The sequence below is a fragment of the Bradyrhizobium sp. 76 genome, assembly GCF_023073025.1.
Taxonomy (GTDB): Bacteria; Pseudomonadota; Alphaproteobacteria; order Rhizobiales; family Xanthobacteraceae; genus Bradyrhizobium.
In genome coordinates this window covers 21,755-45,139 of record NZ_JADPIS010000017.1, presented here as the reverse complement: position 1 = coordinate 45,139, position 23,385 = coordinate 21,755, and the positions used below count along the sequence as shown (strand labels likewise).

Below are 23,385 nucleotides of genomic sequence, written 5' to 3'. Positions count from 1 at the left end.
GATGTTGTTCGTCTAAGGGACGCCGCTGAGGCCTGATTTGTTAGACTCGCTCTTTCGCAAACGCTTGAGCCTCTCCTCGGTGCCGACGGCGTGCAGGTACGTGAATGGAAACCGAAACGTGGCGAATGGCGGTTCGGCGAAGGCAGATATAGCCTCTTTGATCTCAGCGGGATTATGCCCTGATACGTATGTTGCGGGAACAATCGTCTTGGATAGGGAACAGCGCGCCAAGCTCTAGCGGGGCAATGACGTTGCCAAGGTCCCTGGACCACATGCTCAAGCGCTGGACCGCGTTCACGCGCTTCCGGGGAGGGCCGCAAGCGGCTAAAGAGTAATGGTCTTCGCGGAAGCGTCATGGTCGGCTCAAGCTCGACCGGCCGTCGAGCCTGGTGGTCGGCGTCAGGGCAGCCCGATTGACTAGCGGCCAACGCCTAGCGGCAAAAACAAAGAACCGTCCGACCCGCTCCTGTTTCAGGCCGGGTCGGCGTCTCAAGTCCGGTGGGAACGCTTTTTGAAAACCGCGTTAAGCCGGCCGCTTACATCGGTGCAAGCTGCCTCGCTGACGGGCCGTCTCGATCAGGACGTGTGCAAGTTCCCGATCTCTGGAGGGATGAAGGCCACCGAGTGTGTACAGGTATAGGCGATGCCGGAAATGGGGCGAGCGCCGCCATAACAGCCAAATCGGGAGTGCCAGGTTCGCAAAGACCCAACCTGCAATGATGTTTTCAATAATCGTCATCACCAGTGCCTCCAGGACCGAACAACGCTCTGCCCGAAGATTGAGTTCCATGAGTGCTCACCAGCCAGCCTTTTCTCGAACGGTAACGCGCGGCAGTGGTGGTTGGTATTGTATTACCTCTAGCGAGGGGAGGCGTACTGGGCCGCGCGACGTTGAGCTTCCCCGGCCCGAAGCGGTCAAGCATCGGTAACTGTCTGGAGCATTACCGGATCGATTTACGCGAACGAGCTTTGCTAGCACCGCGCGCTTCTCCAACATGCCCGCCCGCGACATGTGGGATGACCGCCGTAATGATAGTAGCGCAGCCGATCGCACTCGTCCCTGCCTCGAGAGGGTAACGAAGTCACTTTGGTTCAATGGTGGCGGTAATTGATCGCGTGAAGCTAAGCTAGAAGACTACGTCCGAGAATGAGAAGGTATTGTGAGCGCTGCGAGCTCTCCCAGTCGCCCGACAAGAACCGGAGTTTTGCTTGTCGACGGGGTAGCGGGAAACTATGGTCCGATCCATCACTTGCTTTTGGAGATTTTTGACGGTGGCTCACTGTACAGTGAAATGGTTTATCGCAACGAAGGGCTTTGGTTTCATCCAGCCGCAAGACGGGGGGCCGGACGTATTCGTGCACAAATCAGCGGTCCAGAGGCGGGCTACACGAGTCTCGTTGAAGGAGCCAAGGTGAGCTACGAACTCATCACCGGTAGGAACGGGGAGTCATCAGCCGAGAACCTTCGGTTCGGGTGAGACTGGCGGCCCTCCCTTGCAAGAATACCTCCGTCCCTTCGGACCACTCAGTAGAAGAGCTCATCTGCGACAGCATTGATTGCGACAATGTGAGCTGCTGCCGGTTCGATGGACACCGGGTTAAGCTAATCCCACCTTGCGTTCGAACTCAACGGGCTGATGTATCCGATCGTGGATTGACGTCGGGTTGGATTGTAGATTCCTTCGCGAAGTAGGCAGCGGCCTTTTTAGAACTTCCGCTCTGCCTTCAGCTTGTTGACTTCGCGCCGCAACCGCTCAATCTCTTGCTGCTCAGGCTTCATCTGCCCGTGGCCGGGGGAAGACCTGCACCAGGGCGGAGCCGAACTCCTTCACCCATTTGCGCAGCACGTTCTCATGGACGCCAGGTCGCGGCCTGCCTGCGCCACCGAGACCCCGCGTTCCATGACAAGCTTGACCGCCTCGACCTTGAACTCTCGACTGAACTTCCGTCTCTGCATCACCTACCTCCGGCTTCATGAAACACCCAATCTCGATGTCAATCAAATCGGCAGCAGCTCAATGGCCGAGATCTCGAGCCGGAGCCATGGAGCCATGGATAAGCGTCATCCTCGCTGGCGTTATCAATTGGGCTCAGTGCCCGAGAATTGGTGCCATCCTACGACCGCAGGGTCGGTCCAGTTCTGGCGGGATGAGACGAGGGTCGTGGGCTCTACGCGAACTGAACGCCTAACATCTTCCCGCGCCGCCACATAACGTCGCAACGTCGGCGAGTGCCGCCTTGAACGAATGCTAGTTCGAATTTGGTGGGGAGGTCCACCGTAACTACTGCGAACAGCTTAGCGCCGCTCTCCGACAAATCCATTACTCTGCATTCGCGATGAGCCCCACCTACTAGAATAATCCATGCGGATTGGTGGCGGCTTCGTCGCGCCTCTCTTCGTGGGGAGCGAGGAGCAGGGTCATACATAAGCGCGCAGCTTAGGAGGTATATATTAAGGGACGCTTAGTTGCACGGCGGCTCTGCGAAGCCTGCTTCCCGATCGTAGCAGGTCAACTCAGATGACTTTCATATCCATGCTGAACCACGTCGAGGCGGCCGCGCTGCACGTCGCAACCTTGATACAAACTTACTTTCATCGATGAATGATCAGCCAGCTGATCGAGAGATTGTTGGAGGCTGCCGTGGCGCGCCTGAAGGTTGAGACTGCTGTCTTTTTCTCAGCTACCCTCTTAGATTGGATGCAGTTCCACGAGGGCGTGTTCGATGCTCAACACCTTGACCAGGGATGAATGACCCGCAAGTCAGGAGCTGCGGCTGTTAGCGGAATGCTTGCGGAATGTTCTTCTGCGGCGTCATGACGCCCAAAATGGAACCACTCTTCGCCGTCAGATTCAACTTGACGGCCATGAAAACGGATGTTGCAGTGCAGCTATTGCATGGCGTCAACCATGATAGGGTTGTCATGAAGGAAATTGTTGATCAGGTTCTCAAAGACTACAATCGCATCTATCCCCTTGATCGAGCGCGCATAGCTCAGGCGCGAGAAAAGGTATCCAAATACGTCGTTACGATTGCGTCCGCAGGGCAAAAAGACCCGCGGCGGCTGGTCGTTTTTGCGCGAGCTTATTTGAAGGAGCTCCACGAGGGACCGGACTCGCGGTTTACCGGCTGCTGAGGCCTCAATCTTTGGAGGCGCAATGATCTGACCTTGGAGGTAATGTTCGGTGGTGGAAAGCGAGTGAGAGCAGGGTCAAACGCTGGCCAACTGGTAAGCGGTGCCGTGTTATAGAGCTGCCGCTTATCCGCATAGTATTCCGGCCAACACCACATCAAGCAGCTACGCCGGCGCATCGCGTGGGCTCCATGGAAGCAGGTCGGTATTTCTGTTGGCGGTTTGGTCGAAAGCCACCGCATGTTGGTGCGCTCGGCGAACATTGTCGCCGTTCAAGGTAGCCGCCGGAAACCGCGCCGGCGCGTCTAAGAGCCTGGTAGCGAATGCGAGCTGCTGTTCCACCACTCCGGGACAGGAATGGGGCAACGACGCGCGTCCAATCTAGGCGGCAGTTTCAGCGAAACCTGAGGGGCCCCGGTTGACCACGGGTCGGGGGAGGCCCGAGGGCTGACGGCGACACTCTCAATCGGTGAAGTCTGTCGTGATCAACCGACGACGGCGAAAGCGCAGGATGAAATATCCTGGCGAAGTAACGCTCTCATTCAGAAAACCAGTTGGTTGTGCTTCGAGAGAACGCGAAGCAAAGTCCTGCAACGGTGAGTGCGCACGAAACGCCTCCAATTGCGCTACTGACCTCGACGCCCTGCTGGGCGGTGATTTGAACCAGCGAGAAAATCGCAACAACAAGGCACAACGCCAGAGCCAGGCGTGGCCATGCGTATCTTTGCTGCGCAGAAAGCCAGACAAAATAAGCCTGCAGCAGGATCATTGCCGATGCGGTCAGTGCTTCTGGAAGCGTGGTAGCCCTACGATCCGCGAAAACCAGCGAAATCGCATCGAGCGCAAGCGCGGCATATAGCAATATCTCGAAGCGTAGCACGGACAGGGGAGGGCGCATGATCAGGTTCGCTTTTCGATTGAAGTGTGAGCGGCGGGGGATGCCGGACTGTCGCAAGGAGCTGCTTACCGAGCGGGCTTGGCACCGAAATCATGCACCAATTTGATGATTTATGCCGTAAGTGGAAGTCCCCCGCGGCCAATGGCACTCATCATCAATGGGCAGGCTCGATTGGGCAAGATCGGCTGCCATTCAGCCGTTTGCTTGAACAAGGCACCCTGATCGCGTTCGTTCTCTGCAGGTTCGAGAGGGAAAGCCTTTCCCACCGGATAAATTGAACAGCGGCATCGCAATAGAGTATGTCCTGCGTGCTGCAATGTCCGAATTGCATCCCGAATTTTCTCTGCTCGACCAAGGGGGTGAGCTAACCAAATGCATGCATGCTGCTGCGATTACATGCTATCAAGTGATATGAAATTCATTTCGATATCGATTTTTGTGCTATTTGCCTACTCTTCGGCGAATGCGCAGGACAGCGCACCGATGAGTGTGGACTTTTCATTCCGCGGCTCGAAAGACGGGTGCACTGGGTATTTTCAGAGCCCGGAAATGCGTCTTCGAAATGTCCCAAAGGGAGCAACGTCGGCCAGGCTAGCCCTTTCGGAAAAAGGAACAGACATGGGTGGACAAGATGTCGCGCTTCCGAGTAACGGCGTCCTACCAACTGGGACAATCCGCACGTTTGGTCCGTGTAACCCTGGGGTCTACACCTACAGTGTTACAGTCAAATCTGGGTCGGGGCAAATCCTTGCGAGAGCCGAGCAGTCCCGCACTGTGCCAACTGACGAGCTTGTTAAGTAATGTCTTGAAGGAGGCCTAGCCGACAGGTCTTTTGGCAGGTCAAACTAGATCCGACACTCTCGAAGATTAGCATTATCTTGGGTGGCATGGCTTCGAACGTCCCAAGAAGCGCGTGCCTCTTAATTAGCTCTGCAGCAACTAGTTCATTGCGTCCTTTGACTCAGACTTCAGCGCGTCCTGCCGATGATGCAAACTGACCACGCGCACTGAAATTGCTACTGGCTGGAGCGGTTCGAAAACCGATGGTCCTGCCTCCGCCAATGATGGGTGCCGCCGAGGAAAACGATCTAGGAAGTTTATTCGCGCGGCAGCGTTCCCGCGAAATCAATGTCCAACGATTTAGTAACGTCGGCCAGAAAAGCCTTCGCATCCGGTGTGCCACTTCGGTAGGCGCGGATGATCGAGGGCTTCAGATCGGGACGGCGGGTTAGGATTAATCTGATCTCGCCTCGTGCCAAGCTCTGCAAATCGGGGTCATTAATCGAGCTCGAGGTAGCTAGAACCAGAAGGCGTCCAGGCATCAGTGCAGCGTCGCCTGGAGCGGTGAGAAAAGACATCTTCAAAGCTTCTAACCGGGATCGCGAGTTCGTCTCTTGTAATGCGGCTAGCAACAACCAAACGTCGGAAGCATGCGGAGCTGCTGCAAGGGAATGCTCAGCCGATTTGAGAGCCCGGTCCGGATTTGTGGCTGGAGAGACTTTCGGGCTGAGCAAGTCGACCGCCGGACCCGCAGAGGCAAAGGCCACATTCGCCAACAAATCCCCACGGAATGGCACGAGGGAGGACGCAAAGTTGGATAGGGCCGACCCTTGACGTACAGGGGTCTGGTTTGTGGGATCAAAGGAATAGGGGCGGGTCTTAGGGGTCAGCGTCTCTGCGCAAATCGTCGCGGCCGCGTACAATCCTAGCACACTCCCAAGTGCCCAAACGACAGCCGCAAACAGGCGAGGACGATCGAGAGGCAATTTGTAGTCTTTGTCCGCTATCATTGCTTCTTCACGTGTTAGATCGCAAACATGCGCTCATCCTGGATTGTCAGCAGAGTGAGAATGCCGCTGGCATATGCTCCGGTGTCGATGTTGATCCTGTTCGGACGTATGTCAGGTTTTGCAACGGGTGTGTGCCCGTGCACGACATACTTGCCGAAATTCTGTTCGCTTTGCAAAAATTCGTCTCTGATCCAAAGCAGATCCTCTTCGCGTTGTTGTCTTAATGGAACCCCTGGCTTGACGCCAGCATGTGCAAAGAAGAAGTCGCCGCATGCAAAGCAGGGTCTCAGATTGGATAGAAAGTGCTGGTGGCGACGTGGCATGATATCGAGCAGGCCCTTGACCAAATAGTCCTGTTCGTCTCGATCAGGCTTGATAGATGGCCTCAGTCCATAGGACATCAGGGTTTGAAACCCCCCGAATTCCCGCCAGGCGTCTAATTTAGGCGGGTCCTGAACCACCTCCAGAAAAAAGGCTTCGTGGTTGCCCTTTAGGAACACCGTTTCATGGCGCTGACTTCTGTCGATCAATAGGTCGATTGTCGCCGCGGTTTCGGGACCGCGATCGATATAATCACCGAGAAATACGTGCAAAGCCCGCGCGGGACCTGAGCGAGAAAGGTGGAGGTCGATCGCTGCGAAAACGGCTCGCAGCAGATCTGCCCGGCCGTGGACATCTCCGATGGCGTAGATCCGAATTCCATCCGGCAATCTCGGCTTAGGTCGCGACTGCATCCCGGCTTCTAGCACCATCTCAACTCGACAGGATGGCTGATCATCGTTCGGCGGATGTTGTACCCCAAAGCTTTGGAAGGCGCGGCGAATACCAAACGAGATCTAGCGATCTTCGCTGATGTATGAAGCGTCAGTGGCGCCGTCATCGCAGGTGCTTTCGGTGGATCATTTGCTCGCATGGCTGACGGTCTGTGCAAGACCCAGACCGACAATGATTGTGGAGAGCATCTGTATGGACGAGTCGGTGAAACTTGTATCGCAAAAGGCTTCGCCTACTCCGGCTACGATACAGGCTGCCGCTGCAGCTGAATAAAACGAGTCCCTACCGCGCGAGATCGCCCCTTTGAAAAGCACGGCGAAAAGAACAAGCAGGCAAACCAAAGCGATCAGGAGACCTAAACGGCCCCAACCCAACACCACGACCACGACGGAATTGAGAGCATTTGCACCAGGCAATCCTTCAACATCTCGATAGATCGCGGCCAGCGCCGGGTACGTTCCTACGCCTGATCCAAACCAGGTTGCGTCGGACAACATGCGCGCCGTTGCATCCACGCTTGCGACGTCTGCCCCTGCGAAGCGAAATAACGGACTTACGCTAGCATTCAGCGACAATCGAGCAGCTATTATCCCAGCGCTAGCCGTCAGGACAGCAGCGCCGACGACAGCTGCGGTCCAGCGTCGTAAGGCCAGGCGGCGGATTAGGCCGACAAGGAAAAGAACCGACATTCCTAATGTCATCGCAAGCACGATGTCGAGGGAGGCTACGCGGATGAGCGCTGTGACGCAGATCACGGCTCCTGCAATTCCGCCCAGAACCGAAGCAAGCAATTGTGGTCCGCCGGACTGATTGCCGCGCGTTTCATACCGTTCGAGCGTTCGGATAATCAAAGTGACATTCAGGATCGTGCCGAAAACAGCGCATGCGACAAGTGGGCTGGTGTAATCGCCACCAGGCTTGATGAAGGACAAGTCGCGAAACAAAATCAGCTCAATGGCACCGAACGTAGTGATTGCACACAGAGCAAACAGCAGGGTCTCCGCCCGTTCGCGAGTTTGTGTCAAAACCGCAGTTGCAAAGCAAAGGGTTAGAAGCGTCACATAGCCAAAAAGGGCACGAAGTGTGATCCCAAGATCGATTGTAATGTGACCTGCAAATTGCTCTGAAAGTGCTGCTGCTGCGCTTCGCCAGATTGGGTGTCCCAGCTCGTTAGAAGGGGCCGGCAGCAGCTGTACGACAATCCAGCACACCGGAAACGCGGCGGCGAGAACGATACCCCGAAACACCCCGGCCGTGCGGGCAATGTCAGGCCGAGGTGCAGCCGGCAACATCACCAAGATGACCGCGACGACGATTGTCAGGAACTGGGGTCCTACGCCACCATAGCTCATCGCAAGCACCGGGGTTCCGGCCACCAGAAGCGACAAAAGGCGGAAAGCTAACGTCACGTTCCAAACCGTATCAGGTTTTCGCGCGGGCAAAAACATTGTAAAGACGCCGTCCAAAATTTAGCCGATGTCGTTGGCCGTTGCACAATTAAAATACCCGCAGTACTAAGCGGAAATTCGCACGATTAACCATTGAAGTTCCTGTTTATGAATTGTAATTGGTTATACGCTGAACCTGTGCAAATGCCCCGTGTTATTTTGCCTCGCACAATTTTTCAAGTTGCGTTGCACGTGCCTTAAGGTTACCTCTTCTTTAAGAATATATTTCAACCTGTGAGGGTTGTGGGGCAGTCGAAAAGTCAGAAAAGGGTCGGCTTGGATGAGGCCTTCACAGCGAGGAATCCGCCTTGGCGGATCGTTCCCGGTACTATCAACACGTGCGTGGTTTTCCCTGGTTTTGGTCGAGGAGGGGGCTTATGGCACTTCTTGCTGACCGCATGGGACGTAAGCCGCTCCGAGTAGGCGATTCCGAGCAGTCCAGATCCCGAGCTGACGCCTTCCCAGTTGATGCCGCTGGTGCGCTTCCGGTTGATGGCCAGCTCGGTACGAAGAACGATCCCAAAGATCAACCTCGCCCTTCGGTTGCGAATGACGACCTGGCGTCGCGTCAGTCGGTGCAAATCCCATGTGCCGCAGTCGGTGGCTTTTTCGCGGCAGCCGATGCGGTGGCTGTTGTCGTTGCGAGCCTGTTCGGGGCGGGGGGGTACCAGCTCCTGCTATCAGGCGTGCCATTCAACCTCGATTTGCACATCGGTGCGGGTCTTGCTGCCGCGACGCTTTACATCCTGATCGGTCGGTCGTCTGGGTTCTATCAGGTCGATGCCCTGTTCTCGCCCCGCCGGAACACCAGGGATATCGTCTGGTACTGGTTCCTGACAAGCCTTCTGCTCGCCTTCCTGGCCTTCCTGTTTCGAATCGGCGTTGAATTTTCGCGTGGCTCGATTATGTGCTTCTCGATCCTCGCGCTGCCGCTGCTGTTCGCATCGCGCGATCTGATGAAAATGGCTCTAGCTTCAGCCGTCCGTCACGGACGTGTCCAGGGGCGTCGTGTTGTTACGGTCGGGCTGCGCAATGAGCTGCCGGCCTTAAGCCAAATGGATCTCTTACGGCGGTTCGGCTTGACGGAGGTCGGGCGGATCGAGCTTCCTAGCAGCGGGAATTGGTCGCTCGCCGCCAACAAGAGCATACTGGCTTTGCTTGATCGTGCGCTTGAGCTTGCACGCCTGGGTGGCGCTGAAGAGATTGTGCTTGCCGTCTCCTGGACTGACGCCCGCAGCATCGATCTCATCCGCGAGCGATTCCGGAATTCACCATTGCCGGTTCAATTGCTGCCGGACCACAAGATTCGCAGTCTCACCAGCAATCCGGCCTTTTCGTTGCGCCGTTCGTTCGCGATCGAGGTTCAGCGCGCACCGCTCTCGCGGCTCGAGCAATCCGCTAAGCGTCTCCTCGATATCTTGGGGGCTGGCATCGGCCTAGTTTTGCTGTCTCCGCTATGTGTGCTGACAGCTGTTGCTATCAAACTCGAAACACGAGGCCCCGTGTTCTTCTTGCAGAAGCGGACGGGCTTTAACGGCAACCTATTTACCATTTTCAAATTCCGGACCATGACGGTCATGGAAAATGGAGCGGAGGTCGTGCAGGCCACGCGGAACGATCCGCGAATTACCACGCTCGGTGGTCTATTGAGGGCAACCAGCATCGATGAGCTGCCGCAGTTGCTCAATGTGCTGCTCGGCAATATGTCGCTGGTCGGGCCTCGTCCACATGCGATCGCGCATGATGGATATTACGGTAGCCTTTTGTCAGACTACGCGTTTCGCCATCATGTCAAACCCGGGATTACCGGCTGGGCGCAAATCCACGGCTGCCGAGGTGAGACCGCCGAAGTCGCGTCAATGAAGAAGCGGCTCGATTTCGACCTTTGGTACATCAGCAACTGGAGCCTCGGGCTCGATCTCCTGATCATCTTTCGAACCGTAACGGAAGTCATTCGTCGCAGAAATGCCTATTAGTCCCTGTTCAATCGATCTGATCTTCGTGTTTGGTTTATGCGATGGTCGGGGCAGGATTGATTAAGCGGTCCGAGTGAGGCTTTAGGCGACGCATGCACATCGTCCACGTTGTTCGACAATTCTATCCAGCCGTCGGAGGCTTCGAGAGCGTCGTCTACGAGCTCGCGAAATCTCAAGTCGATGCGGGTCATACAGTCAGGGTTGTGACGCTGGATCGCCTGTTTAGGGACAAGGGGTTAGGTACGCTTGCGGCCAGGGAAACCGTTGAACGTATCCAGATTGTTCGAGTCCCGTTCTTCGGTTCAACGCGCTATCCGCTGGCGGTCTCGGTCCTCAAGCATTTGGGAGGAGCCGATATCGTCCACGTGCATGCTATCGACTTCTTCTTCGATTTCCTTGCGTGGACCCGACCGCTGCATCGCAAGAGGCTGGTGGTTTCGACGCATGGCGGATTCTTTCACACCGACTATGCCGCCAGGCTGAAGCGAATCTATTTCGCGATAGTCACTCGGGCTTCTATGGCTTGGTACGATGGGGTCGCTGCCGTCAGCACCGCCGATCAGGCTCAATTCGCCCGGATTCGGCGTCGCGGTCTCGTCTGCATCGAAAACGGAGTCAATATCCACAAATTTGGCGATGTTGCGTCTAATCGACCGATGAAAGCAATGCTTTGGATCGGTCGCTTCTCAAAGAACAAGCGGCTCGATCGGCTAATCTTGTTGTTTGCCGCGGTACATCGGAACGACCCAGAGTGGACGCTGACAATTGCAGGACAGCCTTGGGACTTAGACGTGCCGCAGCTCAAGGAGCTCGCGGTCGCAGCAGGGGTTGAGACAAGCTTGGTGGTGGTCGAGTCCCCTGAAGATGCTAAGATCAAACGGCTGATGGGCGGATGCTCGGTAATTGCGAGCGCTTCGGACTACGAAGGCTTTGGGCTTGCCGCCATCGAGGGGATGTCAGCGGGGCTGTTTCCGCTGCTCAGCGATATTGCGCCTTTCAAGCGGCTGGTGACTCAAACTAGCGTAGGATTGAACCTGGATTTTGATGACGTCAACACCTCGGCGGTTTCTTTTCTGGATCACTGGCGAATGATCGAACCAGACCATACGAGGGTGCGGGCGCAATGTATCGAGGCTGCCTCTCGTTACAGCTGGCAGAATGTATCGCGGCTATACCAAGCGCTGTACGACGATGTGCTCGGTGCGCGACGCCGGACTATTCTGGATGTCCCGATGTTTGTGGGCACGGAAGCTGAGGCAACCCAGCACCTTGATGCCCGGTATGACGAGCGCGTATCTACGATCGTGGCGTTTGGAAATGCCAATTTGCTCAATGTCGCGGCTGCAGATGACGAATTTCGTGCGGTTCTCAGGCGATGCCTGGTGATGAACGATGGTGCCGGTGTCGATGCTGCGAGCCGCATTCTGTTTGGGGCCGCTTTCCCTCAGAATCTGAACGGGACTGACTTTGTGCCGAACTATTTGAAGAATACCAAGAACAGCTACCGAATCTTTTTTCTGGGAAGTTCGTCGGGTGTGGCAGAGCGCGCGGCGAGCAGACTGGTGGCGATGTGCGGCCGCCACAAGATTGCGGGTTGTCAAAATGGCTATACTCGTGCCGGCGACAACATGGCGATCGTGGCCAAAATTCTCGCCTCCGAGGCGGATATCGTGCTGGTTGCGATGGGTAATCCAGCGCAGGAGATGTGGCTTGCCGAGAATCTTGGGACCACTGGCTGCCGGCTGGGGTTTGGCGTGGGCGCGCTATTTGATTTTCTGTCGGGAGACGTACCGCGAGCGCCGGCTTGGGTGCGCTGGGCTCGCCTTGAATGGGGGTATCGCTTGCTGCGCGAGCCTGGGCGGCTTTGGCGACGTTACGTGCTTGGTAATCCAATCTTTCTTTTGCGCGTCCTCAATCAGTGGCTGTCCGGTGCTCGAGTGTAATTATGAAACGTCGTTTCGCTGTCGTGTGCAGGAATTTCGGGCGTAATCGGTCAAATAAAACTTCGCTTGATGGTCGCAAAGATATCTACTAACCGAGCGATAAACATGAGCCCTGCGGTCACCGAAGGTGTTCTGATCCTGGCAGTGTGCTTCAATGCCATCCTCGCCATCCTCAACGGCCATGGCGTGACGTTGCAACGCGGGCATGTCGCTTTCGCCGAAATCGCAACCTACGCAGCTGTACTTGCGGTTTTGGTATTTAATGCCGACAGAAGAATGTTGCCGTGGTTTTTATTGGCGTTTTTCATCGTACTGAACGGCCTGTTGCTTTCTTTGGGTAATGGCGCTTTTAATCCAAAATATATGCGGGACGTACTCGTCATCCCAATCTTCATCATGTTGGGAATGACCTACAACGCTCAAAGCTTGACACGACCCATCATCATTCTCCAATCCGTCGTATTCGCCGTGGGCCTGCTGGAGGCAGCGCGTCCCGATGCCTATTCGGAGATTTTCCAAATCCTGAAGTATTACGTGAACACGCGGGATTTTGCCGAAAAGTCATTCTGGAATAGCGAGTCTACGTTGTTTGTCAGCGCGACGCGGCCGGGCGACAGATTCTTCGGATTTGTCAATTTGCATCGCCTGTCCTCAATATTTCTAGAGCCTGTTTCGCTTGGCAATTATTGCGTCATCGTTGCCATTTTTCTGATTGCCTGTTGGCGCCAGCTTGGCAACGGCGTCAGGCTCTATCTGGCTGCCTCAACGTTCGCTCTCCTCGTTGGCTGCGATGGTAGGCTCGCAGCAGCCTCAATCGTGATCATCTTGATCGGCGTCTTTTTTGTTCGCCAGTTATCAAGCCGATGGTCAGTCTTCTATCTGCCGATAGTCTTGCTGTTGTCGGTGCTCTTCGTTTTGAACTCCAACGTCGATCCTACGCAAGATAATTTTTCTGGCAGAGTGGCCGGGAGCATTGGCACGCTTTCCCGAGTGGATTTCTTCGGCCTTCTTGGGCTGGACGCCCAGTCGTCAGATCTCGCCGGAGATAGCGGAATAACCTACTTCATCGTGACGCAGTCTTTCATTGGGGTGGTCATCATCTGGCTCGCGGTTTGTTTGCTTCCTGCTGGTCGCGAGTACTCTACACGGCTGTATGTGCACGGGATCGCCATATTCATTCCGCTGAACCTCATGGTGAGCTATTCCTTCTTTTCCATAAAGGTGGCATCCCTGATGTGGTTTTGCTTTGGCTATTTCTTTTTGAAAGATGTTTCCATTGAAGCGCCGCCACTTCCTGATCTTGAGGTTCGCGTTCCGACGGAAAATGGGCTCCTGGATGCGCACCGACAAAGAGTGCTCCTTAGGAAGGCCAATTTCCATGGTTAGTCTGAAATCGTTGCGAGTCGGCGAGCGCCGAGACCGTTCAGTGCCAGGAGCACGTCGGTTCGCAAAGCCCGAAGAATTTGCGGGGTTCATTGCTTTGCAGGGCTCCATGCATGATGTTTTCAACGCGAACACTGATTTCGCGTCTCGCGACAAGATTGATCGATGCCATGGATCGTAACGAGAGGACAATCGATAGCTCGAACGCAAGCCCGAACATGGCGTCTGCGCGACAGTTGACTCCAAGCGCTTGTCTGGACTCCAAGAAGAAGGTTGTCTTCCTCTCTGCCGTCCATGATTTCCGTATGCTGAAGCGCGGCAGCATCCAATCGCTGGCATCTGCTATGGCCAAAATGGGGTATGCAGTAACGTTTATCTCGTTGAGATTTAGCTTACTCAGCTTGATAAAAGGCGATTCAAGAAATTTCCTGTTGCGACGATCAAACAGGCCGGAGCTAGTAAATGGCGTATTGTGTTATCTTTGGTTTACCGTCGTTCACCCCTTTCAGTCAAAAAACAAGCTTTTTGAATCATTGCTTCGACCCCATTATTTCTTTCACAAACGACGGAAGAGCAGGTTTTTGGATGACCAACTTCGCGGTGCCGACTTTATCGTAATTGAGTCAGGTCAGGGCATCCTGTTCTCAGAAAGAGCAAGGCGGCTGAATCCCCAAGCGAGAATCATCTATCGGGCCTCTGATAAACTAAGCACGATTGGCGCGTCCAATACCCTTCAATCCGAACTGGAGAAAAATGCGGAAAAATTTGATTGGATCTGTCTGCTCTCAGCCGACATGGCGAGCGAGTTCGCATGGGCAAGGGAAAAGACGTTTTGCGTGCCGTTGGGAATTGACGCCGACGAGTTCAAGGATAACGGGCCTAATCCTTACAGCGCGTCGATCAATGCGGTTTCGGTTGGGTCGATGTTGTTCGACCGATCGTTTTTTGAAACGGCTGCAACTCGCTTTCCTGATATTCAGTTCCACGTGATCGGATGTGGAGGGGATTTCGAAGCGCCGCCAAACGTTACCTTCTACGATGAAATGGCGTTCAAGGACACTCTGCGATACATAGAGTATGCCTCGTTTGGCATCGCTCCTTATCGTGCCGTCGAAGACGCGAGCTACTTGGCGACTTCCAGCCTCAAGCTTAAACAATACGAGTATTTCGGAATTCCTGCTGTTTGCCCCGCCTTCGCGGTCGGGAACTCCCGGAACCGTTTCGGATATATACCAGCCGACAAAACAAGCATCGAACGCGCTATCGGCGCCGCCCTGAAATGTGAGTTTGTGCCTGCGGCCAAACCCTTGGAGTGGCGAGAACTCGCGCAGCGGTTACTTTGTCCGCACCACTATCCGGATTGTTTTCTTCCGGATTTGCGTGAAACAAGAAGTGCGGACCTGCGTAACGAGCTGTCAACCGCAAACGCACCGGCTGTCACCATTTCGCTGATATTATGCACATTAGGGAATAGAAAAAGACAGCTTACGAGACTGATTAGATCGCTTGCCGATCAAACCTTCAAAGCGTTCGAAGTGGTTCTCGTCGACCAAAATCCTCCTGGCTATCTGGATGAGATCTTGAAAACCGAGTGCAGTGGATTAGTGCTCAGGCACGTCAGGTCAGATCCAGGTCTTTCTATCGCTCGTAACGCCGGGCTTCTCGCTGCAACGGGCGGTATTGTCGGCTTTCCCGACGACGATTGCTGGTACTTTCCCGATACGCTGATGCAAGTCGTGTCGTTTTTCTGCCAGAACCCAACAATTGATATTTTGCTGGGCAGGACTGTGGATGAATTCGACCAGCCGTCGCTTAACCCTTTAAGGATGGAAAGCGGAACTGTAACCCGCAGCAATATTTGGATTTCAGGCAATTCGAACACCTTGTTTGTCAGCAAAGACGCGATTCCATCGACCGGCGCATTTGACGAAAAAATTGGCGTGGGGGCACCGAGCCGCTACCAATCGGGAGAGGAAACGGATTTCATATTGAGGCTGATGAAAAACAAAGCCCGCCCGGTGTATGTCAATTACTTGAAGATTGGTCATGACCAGGTCCAGAACGCTGGAGCACGCAAAGAGTTGAAGCGAGCGTGGATGTACTCCCTGGGCTTTGGCTACGTCTTAAAAAAGCAAGAATATGGTTTTATGTACTGCTGCTATCGCATCGGGCGCTCTATCATCAGTGCCGTTTGGGCCGCTGCTCGATTGCGGTTCGTCTACGGGCTTTCGAGGCTGGTATGGGCAACAGGCACGCTTATCGGCTATCTGACGGCAAAGCACAGTCGCGAGGGCATATAAATGCGTTGGACCTGCCCTGTGGTGCTGCTCGTCGCAGTGTTTTGTTCAGAGGTTCTGAGGGCGCAGGGATTTGTTGGGAGCGACAGCTTTAGCCCGCAGCATCGGGATTTTGCCGGAAAGGCCTGCCTAGAGACGAGGGGACTGTCGCGTCCGTTAGCTTCGAACCCAAAGATCCTCAATCACTCGGTGGTCCTCGACAATCACTGCGTTGACCGGATCAAGGCGAAGGTCTGCTATTACGGAACGGATCATTGCACGGATGTGGAAGTGCTTGGCAAATCACGTAAGGAACAGGTCATCGGCGTCTTTCCCGCCATGCAGATGTTCCGTTACGCGGTGAAGGAGCAATTTTAGGACCGTCATTACTGGCCAATTCAAGGTGGTTGGCCGGTAGATCCCTCATGGCGACCCTCGCTGAAGGGAAAAATGGTGCTGGGGTGCCCTTTGGCGCCAGTTTTCACCTCGATTCGGATGATTGGGAACTTGCGATCATCACTGGCCATAGTGGACCGTGCAAGCTATTGAATCAGAAGCCGTTACTCCGGGGTGGCACGTCTTTTGCGTACTATGCCTCTTGAACTATACGGTCCGAATTAGGTCGCACGAGGCGAGAGAGAACGAAGCGTTTGAGACGAAGATCCAAAGGGAACTTGATGGCACAGATATTACCCGGTTGCGATATAACTGGATCGAGAGGCCAAAAAGCTCATGCTGCAGATTCGTAACCCCGAGCCGGTAGCGAGATTCAGTGCCGCGGCTACAACGGCGATCTCGCCGCGCGACCTTCTGGCGTCGCTCTCGAGCTTGGCCCGAAGGCGTTTCGGGACTATCGCGCTGATATTCTCTGTCTGCGTGCTTTGTGGCGGCATTTATCTTTATGTCGCAGCGCCGAAGTTCCTCGCTCAGTCGTCGATTCTGATCGACACCCGGAAGACCCAGCTTTTCCAGCAGCAATCGGTGGTGGGCGATTCCACGATTGACGCGTCCGGCGTTGATAGCCAGATCGAAGTGCTGAAGTCGGAAGCTATTGCCGCCGCCGTGGTCAAACAGCTTCACCTGACCAACGACCCGGAGTTTGGGGCCTCAAAGCCAGGCATTCTTGGATCCATTTTGAGCTTTCTGGCGAATACTGCTCCTCCCTCAGAAGCTGATCTCGAACAGAGGGCACAAGGCGTCTTTCGGGCCGGGATTTTGCCGAAGCGGGTACCAGGAACCTACGTCGTTGACATTGGATTTAGCTCACTCAGTCCGCAACGGGCTGCGCAGATAGCGAATGCAACGGCGGATGCCTACGTCAATGATCAGCTTGAGGCCAAATACCAGGTCACGCGAAGGGCGGGAGTCTGGTTGCAGGAACGAATCCAAGAGTTGCAGCAGGAGGCGTCGGCCGCAGAGAAAGCTGTGTTGGATTTCAAGAAGGCGAACAACATCGTTGACACGGGGGGGCGCCTGATCGGTGAACAGCAGCTTGCCGAGTTGAACAGCCAGATTGTTATAGCGCGCACAGCAACGGCCGAAGCGAAAGCACGCCTCGATCGCATCAGCGAAATCACCAAGAATGGGCTTGCCAATATCGACAACGTCATAAAGTCGCCAGATCCGGCGGTTGCAGATTCTCTTCGCAGTGATGTCATCAGCAAGCTCCGGAGCCAATTCCTGGATACTGCGAATCAGGAGGCGATCTATTCGGCCCGGCTTGGCCGCGACCATCTAGTGGTGGTGAATCTCCGCAATCAAATGTACGAGATGCGCAAGTCAATTTTCGACGAGCTGAGACGGATCGAAGAAACCTTCAAGAGCGACTATCAAATCGCGCTGGCGCGCGAGCAGAGTGTCCAAAAGAGCCTCGCGGAAACGGTCGCGCAAAGCCAAAACACCAATCAGGCCCAGATTTCACTGAAGAGTCTGGATAGCAAGGCCCAAACCTTTCGGGCCATTCATGACACATTTGTGCAAAAGTACATGGAGTCGCTTCAGCAGCAATCCTTTCCCTATACGGAAGCGCGTGTGATCAGCCACGCCGTCCCACCGCGAGCGAAGAGTCAGCCCAATTCCTTGATGGTGATGATGTTGGCCTCGGCGAGCGGATTGATGCTTGCCTTCGGTGTCGCTCTGCTGATCGACATTTCGGAAAGTGGATTTCGAACAAGCGAGCAGGTCGAAGAGGAATTGCGGACGAGCTGTTTGGCGGTTGTTCCCCAAATTAAGCTTGCGGCCGAGACGCTTGGCGCTGCCCGTAAGCCAGGTCAGGATAGTTCGAGGCAAATTGGACAAGGTGGTGCGTTGTTTAGCGTGCTTGGCGCGCCTTTCTCGCGATTTGCAGAGGCGTTTCGCACGATCAAGGTCAGCATCGATCTATTTGCTCTTTCCAAGCTGACCAAGTCCATCGGTATTACGTCAACACATCCGAATGAGGGAAAATCCACGGTCTCCGCGAACCTAGCTCGGTTGATCGCTCATGCCGGCGGAAAGGCGATATTGCTAGATTGCGATCTCCGGAACCCATCTCTCACCCGGGCGCTTGCGCCCGGCGCAGAACTTGGCTTGCTGGACGTTGTCTCGGGAAAAAGATTGCTGACAGACGTCATCTGGACCGACCCTTCGACTTCACTCGCTTTCCTGCCCATGGTTGCGAAAACGCGCCTGTCACACACAAATGAGATATTGGCCTCCGTTGGCATGAAAAAGCTCATCGATGCACTGCGCGAGGTCTATGATTATATTCTGATCGATCTACCGCCTCTGACGCCCGTGGTCGACGTCCGCTCCACCAATCAGATCGTCGATTCCTATCTCTTTGTCATCGAATGGGGACAGACCAGCGTCGAATCCGTGGAACGCGCGTTGTCATCGGCGCCCCTGGTTTATGACAATCTTATGGGGGTTGTTCTGAACAAGGCGGATCTAGAAGTGATGCGCAACTATTCGCGCAATGCGCAAGATAACTACAAGACCAGCTATTATGAACGCTATGGGTTCGAGGATTAAGCGTCGTGGAGCGGTACTCGCCTAGGCAGTTCAAGAATGAGCCACAATTCCAATCTCGCACTACGAAAACTTCGTGTGCCTATAGGGGGCGATTCAACCTGGCACCGAGGTGGCTGACGAGTGAAGCCAATCCTCTTCAACGCATATCCTCGGAGTCGGAGACGGTTCGTCTGGGATTTCGATCAAGCATGAGCCAAGGACGGACAGCAATTGATTGAACCAGATGTTTGCGTAGTCACGGTAACTTATGGTCGACGGTGGCATCTGCTGCGACAGGTACTCCATGAGTTGGTCAGCCACCACGAGAAAATTAGCAAGATAATCGTCGTTGATAACGGTTCGGCAGAGCCAATCTCTGAACTTGTAGATGAAAGCGGCTGGGCTCCGAAGGTAAAGGTAGTCCGATTAAACCAAAATGCTGGGTCGGCGGGTGGATTTGGAGCAGGCCTTCAGGCAGGGATGCAGACAGGCGCTCGCTTGCTCTGGTTGCTTGATGATGACAATCGACCCCGACCAGGTGCCCTCGATCGATTGCTGTCTGCCTATTCAATGATGGGAGAGGATCCCAGCGTCCTTCTTCAATCTTATCGCGGTGATCGATACCAGTATGTTATCGCCGCGACCGAAGGGCGGTTCGAGGGAATTATACCAAATTCATTCCAAGGGCTTCATGTCCGGAACATACCCCGCAAGCTCTTGAACCAGTTCCGCTCGCGTTCTAAAAACACTCGTGTACGATTTCCCTGTGTCGAGATTGATTGTGCCCCGTACGGCGGACTGCTGCTATCGCGGCACTGGGTCGAGCAAGTTGGCCTACCAAACCCGGACTTCTTTGTTTACTTAGATGATTATGAATTTACCTATCGCATCACAAATACACAGGGACGAATCTATCTTTGCGCAACGAGCGAACTCGAGGACCTTGATCAATCTTGGAGTGTGAAGGACCCGGGAGCTCGTTCTATTTTTAGCCCGAGCGCGCCGCCGCTGCGAGTTTATTACAGCGTGCGCAATCAGACGTTCTTGGAAAAACGTCTATGTTCCTCGCGGATGATCTACGTCGCTAACATGATAGTTGCTCTGACAGTTCTATTCTTTTGGTCTTTCACGGCGGGGCACTCCATGCGCTCTTTCGGAGCGCGGTTGAGTCTGCTCAGTCGGGCGATCCGAGAGGGGTGGAGCGGCAAGCTTGGTGTTCGCGATGCTTTTTAGATGTCCGAGAGGACCTGGATAGAGTATCGGGTGATCAATAAGGTGAGATCGAACGCCTGCGGCCTCCTTGAGAGATGCCTCTGCGAGTTCATCCAGTCCACCGGCATGCCCGCCACATACACCTGCACCGCAGCCGAGATCATGCCTCGCGAACCGCCCGGATCACGGCGGCAAGCCGATCAGGTTCGACGTCCCCGCCGGCGCCCACCACCACATCGCCGATAACGATTTCTACCGTGTCGTCCGTTAACAAGCGGAATTGAGGGCGAGGGGGGTTGCGAAGGCGCGCCAAAGGACGATCAAGGCGAAGCCCAAGAGGTTCCTGAGCCAAGAGCCAGGCGAGAATGTGGCGGAAGTTATAGCCGACGGCGGAGGGGTAACGTTGGCCGCTCGCCGGCACACTTTGAGGTGGCTGCGGCCGGGGTGACCATCGACTTTCAGGTGTCCGATGATGGGTTCGATGGCGGAGCGGCGGCGCGGCTCGCGTTTGATGACATCGGAGACGCCGCGCTTCTGGCGAGAGATGAAGACGCGACGGGGAGTTTGTGCGCCCTTGTCGACATAGGCCCGCTTGATCCCGCAGCCGGTGAGTGTCTCGGTGCGGTCGATGGCTCCCGCAGGATGTGACCGTCGTACGGGTTAGCGGGTGGCGCCTTGGCGTGCAGCACGAACAGGCCACCGGGAGCCCGGCGGTTGTTGGTGACGATAGAGGCTTTCGCATCGAACTCGTAAGGCGCGGCTGCTTTGCCCTGGCCGACGCACTCCACCTCCGGGGCATGGGAGGAATAGCGCTTCCAGCCGCGCTGGCGCTGCTGCTGCGCGCGGATCTGCGAGGCCCGTCTGAGCGAAAGGGCGAACGCGTTCTCGAGCACAGCCTGACCTTCGATCTTGCGGCGGATATCGCGGATGATCCGGCCCAGCCGGCTGCGCAGGATGCGCAACCTGTGCTGATGCCCTTGAATTGCTTGGCATGGGCGGAGTATCCCGCCATCATTGCCGCGGTTTTGCCAATGCGAAGATCGGACTGCCGCAGCTTGACCCCGTGCTTCCTCGCCAGGCGGTTGAGCCCTCTTGATCGCCACTTGCAGCAGCTTGGCGTCGCTCGGGAAGGTGATCACCTTCGGCTGCACGGTGGTATGGTGGTATCGTGGTATCGACCGAGACCCGCTTGAGGTCTTGGCTGCGTAACGCGCGGGCCTCGTGCGCCACCCGCAAGGCTCTCGGCGAGCAACAGCTTGTCGCCGAGCCGCCTGCGCCAGTGGCTCAGGTCCGAGCGCTCGTGCTGGAACGCGGTTCCCGCTCATTTCGCTTAGCCGCCCTTCACGGACGACAACCGTGTCGCTCCGCATCGATTCAACGCGCGTGACTTGACCGGCTGGGTCGGCGATCCGCCCAGTGGCGCAGCCACTCCCAAACCCATCGCCTTGCGACGCCACGCCAAAATCTGCGACGGATCCGCCCATTCGACCGCGCAATCGCCGACACGTTCACGCCGGCAACCCAACGTCCCTCCGAGGATCCTTGGACTTCTCCTAATCAGACCATGACCGGTCACTGCGCGCCGGACCGCCGGACTGCACGACAGCCGAACAGTATCCATTCGGCGTAGGCCGCAGGGCTACCGCCTGAGTAGTCCAGGGTTCTCTTTATAGAACTTGATGAGCTCGATCAGGTTGTCGATGCCGAAGTCGATGAACGCCTGAACGCCGTCTTCTCCGACGCCATAGACCCAGATGACGCCATCCTCGATCTCCATCTCGTTGGCGATGTCCCACAGCCAATCTTCGTCTTCGCCGAGGTCTTTGGCGACCTTGGTGATGGTGGTGACGTGATGGACCTTGTTGACCTGGGTGGTCATGCCGCCGCTCGAGCGGAGAGCGCAGACGCTGACGTCCAATTCCAGGGCAGAAGTTCGTCCAGCCGATGAGCCGGATGAGCGGCGATGCGGGCGAGGACATTCGTGAGCCACGCCTGCGGATCGATGCCGTTCATTTTGGCTGTGACGATCAGGCTGTACATAGCTGCGGCGCGCCGCCCTCCGCGATCAGATCCGCAGAACAGCCAGGACTTCCGCCCGAGAGCGATGCCTCGCAAGCCCCGTTCGGCGGCATTGTTGGAGAGACACACGCGGCCGTCCTCGAGGAATAGGGTGAAGCTCGCCCAGCGCTTCAGGATATAGTTCAACGCCTTAGCCAGGTCGTGCCCCCGAGACAGCTTGGCAAGCTGCTCCCGCATATAGACCTGGAGGTCCTCGACCAGAGGCCGGCTCAGCGTCTGCCGAACCCGAAGGCGCTCCTCGGCACTCTTGCCGTTGATGGACTGTTCGATCTCGAACAGCGCATCGATCCGCCGCACGACCTCGATCGCGATCGGCGAGAGCGGGATTTCCTTTTTGCCGGTGGCCCTGCGCCGGGCATTCTCTTCGATGTCGGCCATCGCGAAGAACGGGCGCCGTCCATGCGACCAGCAGGCAGCCTCCCGGATTGGCCCGGCCTGGCGTCCCGGCAGATAGAGCTGGTTGTACCCGTCATAGGCGTCGGCCTGCAGGATGCCGGCATACCGGGCCAGATGCGCTTGGGGATGCTCGCCCTTGCGGTCGCGCGAGTAGTAGAACATCGCCGCCGGCGGGTCCGTGCCCCCAAATGGCCGATCGTCGCGGATGTAGATCCAGCACCGTCCGGTGTCGGTCTTGCCCTTGGCCAGGACCGGTATCGTCGTATCGTCAGCATGAAGGCGCTCGGCCGCCATGACGTGGGCTTCCACCAAGCGCAGCAGAGGATCCAGCGAGGCACAGACCGCCCCAACGGCATCTGCCATGGTCGACAGTGCGATCGGCACGCCTTCCAGAGCGTAGCGCTCCGCCTGGCGGTTAAGCGGCTGATGCTGGCCGAACTTCTCAAACATAATCATGGCCAAGAGGCTCGGACCAGCCCACCCCGAGCAACGGCATGGAACGGCACTGGCGCCTGGCTGATCTTCTCGCAGTCGCGGCAGGAGAACTTCTCGCGGACCGTCTCGATCACCTTCCACTGGCGCGGCACCACTTCTAGCGTGCGGGTCACGTCCTCGCCGAGCTTGCGAAGACGATTGCTGCCGCAGCATTCACAAGCCGTAGGTCCGTCGATCACTACCCGCTCCCGGGGAAGGTGCTCGGGGAAGGTCTGGCGCTCGGCGCGCTTGCGTGTAAATCCCCGCACCGTGGTCGACCTGGCCACGGCCCATTCCGCCGCCAGCTCGTCCTCGGCAGCGTCAGCTTCCAGCTCTTCGAACGTCAGCGCCAACTGCTCGATCAGCCGCGCCGAGCGCTCCGACCGTTGTCCGTAGATCTGATGTTTCAGCTTGGCGATCTGCCGCTTCTGCTGGGCAATCAGCGCCTCGTCTTCCGACGCTTTCGCGCGGGCGACCGCGAGCATGGCGGCGATCTCCAAAGCCTTCGCGCGCTCGACTGCCAGCGCCTTCTTCAGGGCGGCAACCTCATCCGGAACAGCGTCGCGATCAGCATGCATGCGACGCAGTGAATCACAGATTAGACGCGATGGG

The 23,385-nt window shown here is 56.1% G+C and carries 15 protein-coding genes and 3 pseudogenes; 9 read left to right on the top strand and 9 right to left on the bottom strand.

Translation table 11 applies throughout. The annotated features are described in order from the left end of the window. Nucleotides 1–1,272 precede the first annotated feature (1,272 nt). A pseudogene (locus tag IVB48_RS05790) lies at nt 1,273–1,478 on the top strand (cold-shock protein). A 230-nt stretch (nt 1,479–1,708) separates the two neighbouring features. On the opposite strand, the pseudogene IVB48_RS05785 reads toward IVB48_RS05790, so the two are convergent. Continuing rightward, nucleotides 1,709–1,957: pseudogene (locus tag IVB48_RS05785) on the bottom strand (transposase); the annotation flags it as partial. 212 nt (nt 1,958–2,169) lie between these two features. Beyond that, the gene (locus tag IVB48_RS05780) at nt 2,170–2,427 is read right to left on the bottom strand and encodes a PilZ domain-containing protein (protein WP_247398315.1); all 258 of its coding nucleotides are present in this window, start codon (nt 2,425–2,427) and stop codon (nt 2,170–2,172) included. Nucleotides 2,428–2,827: 400 nt separating this feature from the next. On the opposite strand from IVB48_RS05780, the gene IVB48_RS05775 reads away from it, so the two are divergent. After that, a complete protein-coding gene (locus IVB48_RS05775; protein ID WP_247398312.1) occupies nt 2,828–3,136 on the top strand; it encodes a hypothetical protein in 309 nt (102 codons plus the stop codon). A gap of 535 nt (nt 3,137–3,671) precedes the next feature. Here the strand turns inward: IVB48_RS05775 and IVB48_RS05770 are convergent. The 4 genes from IVB48_RS05770 to IVB48_RS05755 form a co-directional block, all read right to left on the bottom strand. Then, a complete protein-coding gene (locus IVB48_RS05770) occupies nt 3,672–4,031 on the bottom strand; it encodes a hypothetical protein (RefSeq protein ID WP_247398309.1) in 360 nt (119 codons plus the stop codon). A gap of 1,097 nt (nt 4,032–5,128) precedes the next feature. Further along, nucleotides 5,129–5,389: a hypothetical protein gene (locus IVB48_RS05765; RefSeq protein WP_247398306.1), complete on the bottom strand. Its 261-nt coding sequence runs from the start codon at nt 5,387–5,389 to the stop codon at nt 5,129–5,131. A gap of 446 nt (nt 5,390–5,835) precedes the next feature. Beyond that, on the bottom strand, nt 5,836–6,573 hold the full coding sequence (locus tag IVB48_RS05760; RefSeq protein ID WP_247398303.1) for a metallophosphoesterase family protein: 738 nt from the start codon (nt 6,571–6,573) through the stop codon (nt 5,836–5,838). Between the two features lie 147 nt (nt 6,574–6,720). Continuing rightward, complete coding sequence (locus tag IVB48_RS05755) at nt 6,721–8,043, bottom strand: hypothetical protein (RefSeq protein WP_247398300.1); 1,323 nt, start codon at nt 8,041–8,043, stop codon at nt 6,721–6,723. A 377-nt stretch (nt 8,044–8,420) separates the two neighbouring features. On the opposite strand from IVB48_RS05755, the gene IVB48_RS05750 reads away from it, so the two are divergent. The 7 genes from IVB48_RS05750 to IVB48_RS05720 all read left to right on the top strand — a co-directional run bounded on the left by IVB48_RS05750 (nt 8,421) and on the right by IVB48_RS05720 (nt 19,845). Next, nucleotides 8,421–10,019, top strand: a complete 1,599-nt coding sequence (locus IVB48_RS05750) for an undecaprenyl-phosphate glucose phosphotransferase (RefSeq protein ID WP_247398298.1) — start codon at nt 8,421–8,423, stop codon at nt 10,017–10,019. Between the two features lie 92 nt (nt 10,020–10,111). Then, on the top strand, nt 10,112–11,962 hold the full coding sequence (locus IVB48_RS05745; RefSeq protein ID WP_247398295.1) for a WecB/TagA/CpsF family glycosyltransferase: 1,851 nt from the start codon (nt 10,112–10,114) through the stop codon (nt 11,960–11,962). A 105-nt stretch (nt 11,963–12,067) separates the two neighbouring features. Further along, on the top strand, nt 12,068–13,348 hold the full coding sequence (locus IVB48_RS05740) for a hypothetical protein (RefSeq protein ID WP_247398293.1): 1,281 nt from the start codon (nt 12,068–12,070) through the stop codon (nt 13,346–13,348). Between the two features lie 155 nt (nt 13,349–13,503). Then, the gene (locus IVB48_RS05735; RefSeq protein WP_247398291.1) at nt 13,504–15,645 is read left to right on the top strand and encodes a glycosyltransferase; all 2,142 of its coding nucleotides are present in this window, start codon (nt 13,504–13,506) and stop codon (nt 15,643–15,645) included. A gap of 18 nt (nt 15,646–15,663) precedes the next feature. After that, nucleotides 15,664–15,999 (top strand): hypothetical protein, encoded by a 336-nt coding sequence (locus IVB48_RS05730; protein WP_247398288.1) that lies wholly within the window; start codon nt 15,664–15,666, stop codon nt 15,997–15,999. A 354-nt stretch (nt 16,000–16,353) separates the two neighbouring features. After that, nucleotides 16,354–18,633 carry a polysaccharide biosynthesis tyrosine autokinase gene (locus tag IVB48_RS05725; protein ID WP_247398286.1) on the top strand — a complete coding sequence of 760 codons (2,280 nt, stop codon included), beginning with the start codon at nt 16,354–16,356 and terminating at the stop codon, nt 18,631–18,633. Nucleotides 18,634–18,843: 210 nt separating this feature from the next. Continuing rightward, nucleotides 18,844–19,845, top strand: a complete 1,002-nt coding sequence (locus IVB48_RS05720) for a glycosyltransferase (RefSeq protein WP_247398283.1) — start codon at nt 18,844–18,846, stop codon at nt 19,843–19,845. Between the two features lie 246 nt (nt 19,846–20,091). Here IVB48_RS05720 and IVB48_RS05715 read toward each other — a convergent pair. From IVB48_RS05715 to IVB48_RS05705, 3 genes and pseudogenes are all read right to left on the bottom strand, one after another. Further along, nucleotides 20,092–21,133, bottom strand: a pseudogene (locus tag IVB48_RS05715) (IS5/IS1182 family transposase); the annotation flags it as partial. A 330-nt stretch (nt 21,134–21,463) separates the two neighbouring features. After that, entirely contained in the window at nt 21,464–21,703 is a 240-nt protein-coding gene (locus tag IVB48_RS05710) for a hypothetical protein (protein WP_247398280.1), read from the bottom strand. Next, nucleotides 21,700–23,351, bottom strand: a protein-coding gene (locus IVB48_RS05705; RefSeq protein ID WP_247398275.1) for an IS66 family transposase whose coding sequence is annotated in 2 segments (ribosomal slippage) — nt 21,700–22,784 and nt 22,784–23,351 — 1,653 coding nt in all. Because the reading frame shifts where the segments join, the coding sequence is not laid out codon by codon here. Before IVB48_RS05705 ends, IVB48_RS05710 begins: the two co-directional genes overlap by 4 nt. Nucleotides 23,352–23,385 lie beyond the last annotated feature (34 nt).